Consider the following 9,003-nt stretch of genomic DNA (forward strand, 5'->3'; position numbering starts at 1 on the left):
ATTCACACGATCACTCCTCTCATTCACACGATCACTCCTCTCATTCACACGATCACTCCTCTCATTCACACGATCACTCCTCTCATTCACACGATCACTCCTCTCATTCACACGATCACTCCTCTCATTCACACGATCACTCCTCTCATTCACACGATTTGATCAATAGCATAGAAGGGTTTACATCAGTTTCTTATGAGACATTTGAACCATTTTCCTTAAGGAAGTTTCAATATTTCTTAGATAATCAAATCTCAAAAAATATATTTAGGGCGAAAGGAATATTATGGTTTATGGAAAGTGAAAGAAAGCACATTTTTCACCTATCCGGAAAACGATTTTCTCTAGATGATGAAGAGTGGACAAAAGAAAAATCCAACAAGATAGTATTGATAGGGAAAAACTTAGATCATCAAACTATTAAGAATCAACTTTCATCATGTAGATTTAGTTCAGATTAGAGTGTACACATTAGGGTTTAATTAATTTTTGAAAATACTTATTAAAGGATTAAAAAAAACAATAACCGAATTAAAATTTTTTTATTTTATTTCTGTTATCGTTGCACTCTTAGTAATCATTCCAATTTCCAATTTCCTTCTTGAAGGAGTTCAATATTTTGTAGATGGGAATTTTTCATTAGGTGTTGCTGGAGGAGAAGAGGTATTAGAAACTTTAAAAGTTTTAGTACTAGTAAGTTTTTTTGGAGGAGGATTAGGCACCCTGAACGGCTGGTTACTTTCAAATTGTGAATTTAAGTTCAGAAAAGTTCTCCGTATTTGTCAGCTAATTCCACTAGCCGCCCCAGCATACTTAATAACAGCCATTTTGCAGGATTTAGGAAGTATTTTTGGGTATCAAGTAACTGGTTTATGGTGGGGGGTATTAATACTTTCAATTTCTACTTATCCATATGTATTCATTCTTGCTAACGAAAGTTTTAATAAATTCGGAGTAAATCAAATAAATGCTAGTAGAGGCTTAGGAGTTGGGCCATGGAGGAGCTTCTTTAAAATCGCTTTTCCAATGGCGTTTCCAGCACTAATAACAGGAATAAGTTTAATGTGTATGGAAGTAATGAATGAGTTAGGGACATTTGCATTATTAAATATTCCAAGTATTTCAACAGGTATAGCCGAAAATTGGATAATTGAGGGTAATCCCAAAAGTGCTATTGGACTATCTTTGGTAGCCTTATCAATAATTTTCACTTTAATTATTTTTGAAAAATTCTCAAGAAGAAAATCAAAGAGGTGGAGTGAAAATCCTGCATCAAAAGATTCTCAAGGGTGGGAATTAAAAAAAACCAGAGCTCTTTTAGCAATAACGATATCTTTATTTCCTCCAATTTTCACTTTTGGAATTCCATGTTTTTGGGTTCTGCTCAATATCGATCAAATTCAAAAAGGTTTATCTATAGAATTACTTAACCTATCATTCAGAACCATAAGTCTAGGATTTTTTACTGCATTCATAACGATGTTATTCTCCTTAATAATTTCCTTAGCCAGGCGTCCAAATAAAAGCTTATTACTAGGACTAATAACAAACCTTGCGGGAATAGGTTACGCAATTCCAGGGACTGTATTAGCTTTATCTTTAATAAGCATTTCTTCTTCAAAATTTAATTTCATTGCTATTTGCTTATTAGTTTGGGGTTATCTCGTCAGATTTATAACTATTTCTAAGGGTTCTATTGATTCAAGTCTTGAGAGAATCTCTCCTAGTCTTGATGAAGCAGCACTTGGACTAGGAGAGAATTGGCTGGGAATCATTAAAAGACTACATCTACCTCTTCTCCAGGGCCCAATATTGGTAGGCTCACTTTTAGTTTTTGTAGACACTATTAAAGAATTGCCTATAACCTTTATCTTGAGACCATTCGATTTTGATACATTATCTGTGAGAATATATCAATATGCTGGAGATGAAAGAATAGTAGAGGCAATTTTACCTGCAATATTAATAATGATTTTAGGACTTATCGCATCAATTACATTGATACCTAGTTTAGAAAAAAAAAGCTAAATTCTTTTTAACAGTTTTCTAATTAAAAAAGGGAAGCTTAAAAACAAGTCTGCCGAGGTAGATATTATCCTAAAATAAAGTAAGGTAACAAAAATTGCATTTTGCGGAATATTTCTGCCAACAAAAACAAGGAGACAGGCTTCAAAAACACCAACTCCTCCTGGAGCTGCAGGGACAATCAAGCCTAAAGACCATGACACAGAAAAGATGACTAATAAAAATATAATATTGAGATTATTACTCGTATAAAAAGTATTTAGGCAAATATAAAACCCAATAAATTTAGATAAAAGAAAACCAATTTCAAGTAATAACGCTTTGGCAGGAAAGAAAGAAACTATATTTAATCTTGTTTCAAATTGGTCCTTTGAAGTTGCAAGTTTCAAAACCTCAAATATTTTTCCCTTAATAGATCCTAATCTTTTTAATATAAGATGGATTAATCTCCTATTTAAAAATACTAGAGGCAAAGTAAAAAAAAAGTAAAATGGTGAAAAAATTATGCCCAGCGATGCCAAGATAAAAGATCCACTCAACATGAAATAAGGTTCTATAAGTGACGAATAAAGCGCAACCTGAGGATTACTTATTTTTTTAATAAAATTAAACCTCTCAACAAAATGCCATATTCCTCCTGGAACGTATTTAAGAATATTGGTTAAAACATAAAAAGAAACTAGATTATTACTTTTAAATTCTTTCCAAAACCATCTAACTATATATTTCCATGCATAAGCGTTAAGATAAACGCTTAAAACACAAAATAAAAAAGATAAGAGTATTTTTATTCCATTTTTTTCTAAATTAATTTCAAGAGAAATTTGATTTATATTGTCAAAAAAATAGATGCAAAAATATAACAAGCTTGAAATAAAGAAAATAGTCTTCAAACCATCGAAATTAATTTTGTCAAGAAATTTCCTATTTGATTTATTAGTTAAATTAAATCTCATTTCCAGTTTTCAAATGCTTTAAAATTTTTACTTGACTCATCTATTATTTTTCTTATTTCGTCAGTTGATTTTTTTCGCTCTAGGCTTAATCTCAAAACCTCGTCATTTTCTGGTTTCATAGTTATCGATCCATCTGGTTTCAAACTCTGTTTAACTTTTACATTTCCAAAAGTGGTTGAACATTCTCCTCTCCTTCTCAGTAATGTCCACCTTGATTGGGTCCTTTCACGAACTCCAATAGTGTTGGAATAATCAAACCATAATCGCCTGAAAAATTCTTTTTTCTCTATTGGCAAGATTGCTTGAATAGAAAATCCAATTCTATTCTTTTTCATACTGATAGCTTGATAAGAAACGTCGTAAGCTCCCTCAATTTTAAGTTTCTCTACAAAATTAGATATATCTTCTGGTGTTTGATCATCAATCCATGCTTCTTGAACAGATATCTCTTCACACTTTGGATTAAATTGTTCATTAATCCGTGAATCCTCATATGAGGTAATTTTATAAACTCTTACCAAGTTAGGGAATGAAAAATTAAGGCTTCCAATGCCCACTCCGTAAGAGTTAATAGAATATTTTGAAGGAGGTTGCAAATGGTCGACTAAATTAGCAAGTAAAGCAATACCAGTTGGTGTAGAAAGTTCACCCTCTATTTGGTCAAAGCTTGATAAAACCTTAATATTTTTTTGTCTTATTAGCTCTATTACAGCAGGTGGTGGTACAGATAATTTTCCATGTTCAGTTTGAACAAAACCCTTCCCCAACATTGGATCATTACAATATACTTTCTCTGGATTTAAGTAATTCAACGCAGCACATACGCCTATAATATCCACTAATGAATCTATAGCTCCAATTTCATGAAAATGTACATCTTCAGATTTGATGCCATGAACTTTTCCTTCTGCGATTGCTAAAGATTCAAATACTTCATAAATTATTTGCTTTAATTTATCCTCTAAGTGCCCATTTAAAATAACTTCTTTAATACTGCTCCAATTTCTTTTAATTTGAAGGGAATCGACATTCTCCACCTTTGCCTTGATCCCTCGAATAGAACAACTTTTTGATTCTCTAAACTCTAGATGATATAGATCCTTTAATCCAAGATCAATAAGTGGTTGTTCAATGACTGTTTTAGGGACACCTAAATCATAAAAAGCTCCTAACAGCATATCTCCAGAGATACCTGGAGAACACTCAATTAAAATATCTTCCATAAATTTAAGATTTCTTTATAGGTAAAAATTGAGATGACTATCAACTTTTTATTCTAATTATTTTTTAGAAAGAGTTTTCTCAATTATTTCACTCTTGATTAATTTCAAAGAATTTCCATCTCTGATCACATCTAAACTTACAAAACTATTAAGAAATTCAAGAGAAATTTCACCTTTTATGATTAATTTAAAATTTTTATTTTTTAAATTATGCATCTTTGAAGTAGAACGGACTTTAATAACAACCTCTTTGTTTTGAGTGTTGACAAATACTAATTCTCCCCTAACAGAAAAATAATTGTCTTTTAAGTCTAATTCTTCCAATAGCTTTGAAAAGTTTTTTTTGGAATAGTCATCTGTAAAATCATTAAGTTGATAAGGATCCCAAATTCCCGAAATCTGTAAATGCAACTTTTGAGTATTTTTATTCTTTGGGTAAACAATCCAAAAATAACTTTTCTTTAAATCAATATGCTTCTTTAAAAGGGATAATGCTTTTCCAAGAACTACTGTTTCAATTTTTTCACCTTTATTATCGGTTAAAACACCCCTATTTAATTGCTCACTACTATGGGGGGTAAATTTACCATTAATAATACCAATTGCTCTATATTGCAGTTGATTAGTAACTTTTGGAATGGGATTTTTTAGCATATTAGGAGCAAAAATGGCAAATTCATCTTATTAAATTACTGATTTTCCTCCCAACCATGAAAAGAATTTAAAGCTTCATCTAAAGCATCAGAAGGGTCTGTAGCATCATTCATACTATTAGCTCTCCTAATCATTTCAACTATTTCAAATGGATTTGTTGGCAAGGTTGAAGGATCACTATCTAATTTAGTTGATTGATCAATTTGCGTATCTTCAGAATAGTAATCAGCACTTAGGTAGTCGCTATTTAAGGAAATTATAGAAATAAAAAAAATAACTATAGGTATTGGTTTTCCTAGAATTCTATAAAGTTGGATATTCATATTATTTAATTTCAAAATTTTTTAAAGTTAAAATTTTTTGCTAATTTAATTTTACATATTTTATTGGAAATTTGTTAATAGCAACTTGGAATGTTAACTCTATAAGAACCAGACTTTCACAAATATTAGATTGGATTGATCAAGTCAATCCTGATATTCTATGTTTGCAGGAAACAAAAGTAGTGGATGATAGTTTCCCAAGTGAGCCATTCAAAAAATTAGGATATTCAGTAGAGGTTTACGGACAAAAGTCATATAATGGAGTCGCTATTATTTCTAAGATAAAAGCCAAAAATGTTAAGAAAGGGTTCTGTGGTAGCGAAGAATCTGGTCATAATATTGAAACTTTCCTAGACCAAAAAAGATTAATTTCCGCTGATATTAATGGGATAAAGATTATAAATGTCTATGTTCCAAATGGATCTTCAGTAGATTCAGATAAGTTTGAATACAAAATAAATTGGTTAAGCTGTTTGGCCTCTTTTTTGGATGAACAAGAAAAAAAAGGAGAATTAGTTTGTCTAATGGGTGATTTTAATATTGCTCCATCTAACTTAGATATTCATGATCCAAAGAAATATGAAGGGGGAATAATGGCAACCGAGATAGAAAGAAATGCATTAAACAATGTCCTGAAAGGAAGATTAATAGATTCTTTCAGGATTTTTGAAAAAAATACTGGTCATTGGAGTTGGTGGGATTACCGTAACAAAGCATATGAATACAACAAAGGTTGGAGAATAGACCATATCTACATCAGTAAAGAACTTTCATCAAAACTGAAAAGCTGTGTGATAGACAGCTTACCAAGGTCAAATTTACGCCCAAGCGATCATGCCCCAGTAATGATAAATCTCAACCTTAATGACATAGATGAAGATTTTTTTGACGATGAGGATAATATTTTCGAAATATAATTAAAACATGTAAAATTCTTCTCATGCCCGAAATCGATTATAAATAAAGAGATATCAAGGGTAATATTTTATTAGATTATCATTTCCTGAAATTTAATGATTTACAATCCGAACTATCGCATTAAAAATATCATAATGTAGAATTTCAATCTAATTGACAAAGTTTTTACTTATTTCTAAGTTAGAACATGACAAAATTTTTTCTCCAAGCTTTATTTATTTAAATTGTGACTGATATATTAAATTCCACTCAATCAGAAGAAGTTTTCTCTGCTGCCCAAGAATTAATGCCTGGTGGTGTTAGCTCACCGGTGAGAGCTTTCAAATCTGTTGGTGGCCAACCAATTGTTTTTGATAGAGTTAAAGGTCCTTTCGCATGGGATATCGATGGCAATAGATATATTGACTACATAGGCAGTTGGGGGCCGGCTATATGTGGACATGCTCACCCTGAAGTTATTACGGCGTTACAAGAAGCAATTGAAAAAGGTACCAGCTTTGGTGCTCCATGCGTTTTAGAGAATAAACTTGCTGAGATGGTTATAAATGCTGTCCCATCTGTAGAAATGGTTAGATTTGTTAACAGTGGTACTGAAGCATGTATGGCTGTTTTAAGGCTCATGAGAGCATTCACTGGAAGAGATAAAGTTATTAAATTTGACGGTTGCTATCACGGCCATGCAGATATGTTCTTGGTAAAAGCAGGTTCAGGTGTGGCAACACTAGGTTTGCCAGATTCTCCAGGAGTTCCGCGAACAACAACTGCGAATACGCTTACTGCCCCTTACAACGATCTTGAAGCAGTAAAAAAATTATTTTCAGAAAATCCTGACGCAATTTCAGGAGTAATCCTTGAGCCAATAGTTGGTAATGCTGGTTTCATTACCCCTGAACCAGGATTCTTAGAAGGATTAAGAGAATTAACCATAGATAATGGTTCCTTATTGGTTTTTGATGAAGTAATGACCGGATTCAGAATAAGTTATGGAGGCGCTCAAGAAAAATTCGGAGTAACTCCTGATTTAACAACGTTGGGAAAAGTTATTGGTGGAGGCCTACCTGTTGGAGCTTATGGAGGCAAGAAAGAAATAATGTCAATGGTAGCTCCTTCAGGACCTGTCTACCAGGCAGGCACTTTGAGCGGAAACCCCCTAGCAATGACTGCAGGAATAAAAACTCTTGAACTTCTCAAGCAAGAAGGTACATACGATAAACTTGAAGCAACAACTACTAGATTAATTGAAGGGATAATTCAGTCTGCAGAAAATAATGGTATCGCTATTAACGGTGGAAGTGTTAGTGCTATGTTTGGATTTTTCTTATGTGATGGGCCTGTTAGAAACTTTGATGAAGCAAAGACAAATGATGCTGAACTTTTTGGTAAGCTGCATAGAGAGATGCTTAAAAGAGGAGTTTACCTTGCACCAAGTCCTTTTGAGGCTGGTTTCACATCACTAGCTCATAGCGAAGAAGAAATTGATAAAACTATCGAAGCTTTTGATCAATCTTTTAATGCAATAAAAAACTAAACATCTATTTGCATTTCTTTAAAGAAATGCAAATAGATGATTAGATTAATACAAAATTGGATTAGAAGAATTATCTCCTACCACCAACTATTACCGGAGGGGTTCCTCCTTCTGAACCTGGCAGGCCTGGAACAACTTGTGTACTACCATCCCATTTATCAAGAAATAATTTAAAAAGCACTTGATCGTCGAGGCTTCTATTTAGCGTCTCATATCTAAGTGCTTCTTGCTCAGCAATTTCTACTTCTGTTTTTGCCCTTAATAGTTGCTGACCAGCTATTTGCTTTTGTTCAATAGCAGCTCTATATTCTTCAGCAATCTCTAATCCAGTAAGATCTAAACTTTTAACATCTACATAATCGAATGAATTTAGTTCTTGAGCGACAGTATCACCTACTTTTTCAGAAATTACGGCGAATTCAGTAGCGATTGTCTCTAACTCATATTGAGAAAAGACTGATTTTAGGGCTTTAAGTAAAGATGGCTGAACAATTTTTTGATAAACATCACTATTTCTACTTGCAATTGTTGCGAAAATTCTTCCTGCTTCGTTAGGTTTTACCGAATATTTAACAGTAGCGGTAGCCCTAATAACCTGAAGATCTTTAGTTAAAGTTTCAAATTTTTCTGGTTGAACCTGAGTTTTAATATCAAATGGATATACAGACTGAACAAATGGAAGTTTAAAGTTTAAACCAGCTCTCCTGGAAGGGCCACTTACTTTCCCCAATGTTGTGACAACTGCAACTTGTCCTGAGGGAACAACAAAAAGTGATTGGGTTAGCAAAAGAAACCCAGTAAAAGAAAGCACAATTAATAAAGTTGCTGTCCCACCAGGACCTGTTGGTGTGACATTTTTAAAGGATGTTGACATTAAATTTTTTCTTTTAGGTCATCATATTTAACTTGACTAATTAGTGCATTAATAAGGCATTTAATTAAAATATTTTTTTAATATTTCTAAAAAAAGAATACAAATATTATTGCTTATTTATTGGATTTAAATGCTTGTAAAAGTTGCAAATAAAGGTCCTCATCTATCTCCCTAATATCATATTCAGAAGGTAACACGCCATGCTTATGTTCATGAACTGCCATCCAACAAAATTTCTCTAATTCATCTCTTGAAAAACGAGGATATTTTTTTACTTTATCAATTAATGATTTAATGAGAGATTCTGAATAATCTGCCATATTTTAAAAATAATCTTACTAAAGACTTTATCGAAAGTTGTTAGCTTTTAGAGGAATGTTCAAAGACTCTTCAAATTCACTAACAAGCTTTATTGCTAATTGAAGGTCATTTTTACTCTTACTAGAAACTCTTAGGGTTTCTCCATTGATACTGACATTAATTTTTTTTATTTGACCTCTGA

Annotated in this window: 11 protein-coding genes; 4 read left to right on the plus strand and 7 right to left on the minus strand. The window is 32.4% G+C overall.

What is annotated here, in order from left to right:
* On the plus strand, positions 1–461 hold a 461-nt coding region (locus EU91_RS0108935), incomplete at its 5' end, for a GTP-binding protein (protein WP_032525282.1).
* Positions 462–489: 28 nt separating this feature from the next.
* Positions 490–2,028, plus strand: a complete 1,539-nt coding sequence (locus EU91_RS00090; RefSeq protein WP_032525273.1) for an ABC transporter permease — start codon at positions 490–492, stop codon at positions 2,026–2,028.
* Here the strand turns inward: EU91_RS00090 and EU91_RS00085 are convergent.
* The 4 genes from EU91_RS00085 to EU91_RS00070 are packed head-to-tail and all read right to left on the minus strand — an operon-like array spanning position 2,025 to position 5,196.
* The gene (locus tag EU91_RS00085) at positions 2,025–2,981 is read right to left on the minus strand and encodes a hypothetical protein (RefSeq protein WP_032525274.1); all 957 of its coding nucleotides are present in this window, start codon (positions 2,979–2,981) and stop codon (positions 2,025–2,027) included. The genes EU91_RS00090 and EU91_RS00085 overlap by 4 nt on opposite strands.
* A complete protein-coding gene (gene larC, locus EU91_RS00080; protein WP_032525275.1) occupies positions 2,978–4,204 on the minus strand; it encodes a nickel pincer cofactor biosynthesis protein LarC in 1,227 nt (408 codons plus the stop codon). Before larC ends, EU91_RS00085 begins: the two co-directional genes overlap by 4 nt.
* A 57-nt stretch (positions 4,205–4,261) precedes the next feature.
* Positions 4,262–4,858: a hypothetical protein gene (locus EU91_RS00075; protein WP_032525276.1), complete on the minus strand. Its 597-nt coding sequence runs from the start codon at positions 4,856–4,858 to the stop codon at positions 4,262–4,264.
* 35 nt (positions 4,859–4,893) lie between these two features.
* Positions 4,894–5,196: a hypothetical protein gene (locus EU91_RS00070; protein WP_342503436.1), complete on the minus strand. Its 303-nt coding sequence runs from the start codon at positions 5,194–5,196 to the stop codon at positions 4,894–4,896.
* Positions 5,197–5,252: 56 nt separating this feature from the next.
* On the opposite strand from EU91_RS00070, the gene xth reads away from it, so the two are divergent.
* A complete protein-coding gene (gene xth, locus EU91_RS00065; RefSeq protein WP_032525278.1) occupies positions 5,253–6,098 on the plus strand; it encodes an exodeoxyribonuclease III in 846 nt (281 codons plus the stop codon).
* A gap of 227 nt (positions 6,099–6,325) precedes the next feature.
* The gene (hemL, locus tag EU91_RS00060; RefSeq protein ID WP_032525279.1) at positions 6,326–7,627 is read left to right on the plus strand and encodes a glutamate-1-semialdehyde 2,1-aminomutase; all 1,302 of its coding nucleotides are present in this window, start codon (positions 6,326–6,328) and stop codon (positions 7,625–7,627) included.
* Between the two features lie 70 nt (positions 7,628–7,697).
* On the opposite strand, the gene EU91_RS00055 is transcribed toward hemL, so the two are convergent.
* From EU91_RS00055 to EU91_RS09110, 3 genes are all read right to left on the minus strand, one after another.
* On the minus strand, positions 7,698–8,501 hold the full coding sequence (locus tag EU91_RS00055; RefSeq protein WP_032525280.1) for a prohibitin family protein: 804 nt from the start codon (positions 8,499–8,501) through the stop codon (positions 7,698–7,700).
* Between the two features lie 113 nt (positions 8,502–8,614).
* Positions 8,615–8,821 carry a hypothetical protein gene (locus EU91_RS00050; protein ID WP_032525281.1) on the minus strand — a complete coding sequence of 69 codons (207 nt, stop codon included), beginning with the start codon at positions 8,819–8,821 and terminating at the stop codon, positions 8,615–8,617.
* 27 nt (positions 8,822–8,848) lie between these two features.
* Positions 8,849–9,003 (minus strand): DUF520 family protein (locus tag EU91_RS09110; RefSeq protein WP_152556183.1); only part of this gene is annotated, 155 nt, incomplete at its 5' end.

Source organism: Prochlorococcus marinus str. GP2, from assembly GCF_000759885.1.
Classification (GTDB): Bacteria; Cyanobacteriota; Cyanobacteriia; order PCC-6307; family Cyanobiaceae; genus Prochlorococcus_A; species Prochlorococcus_A marinus_J.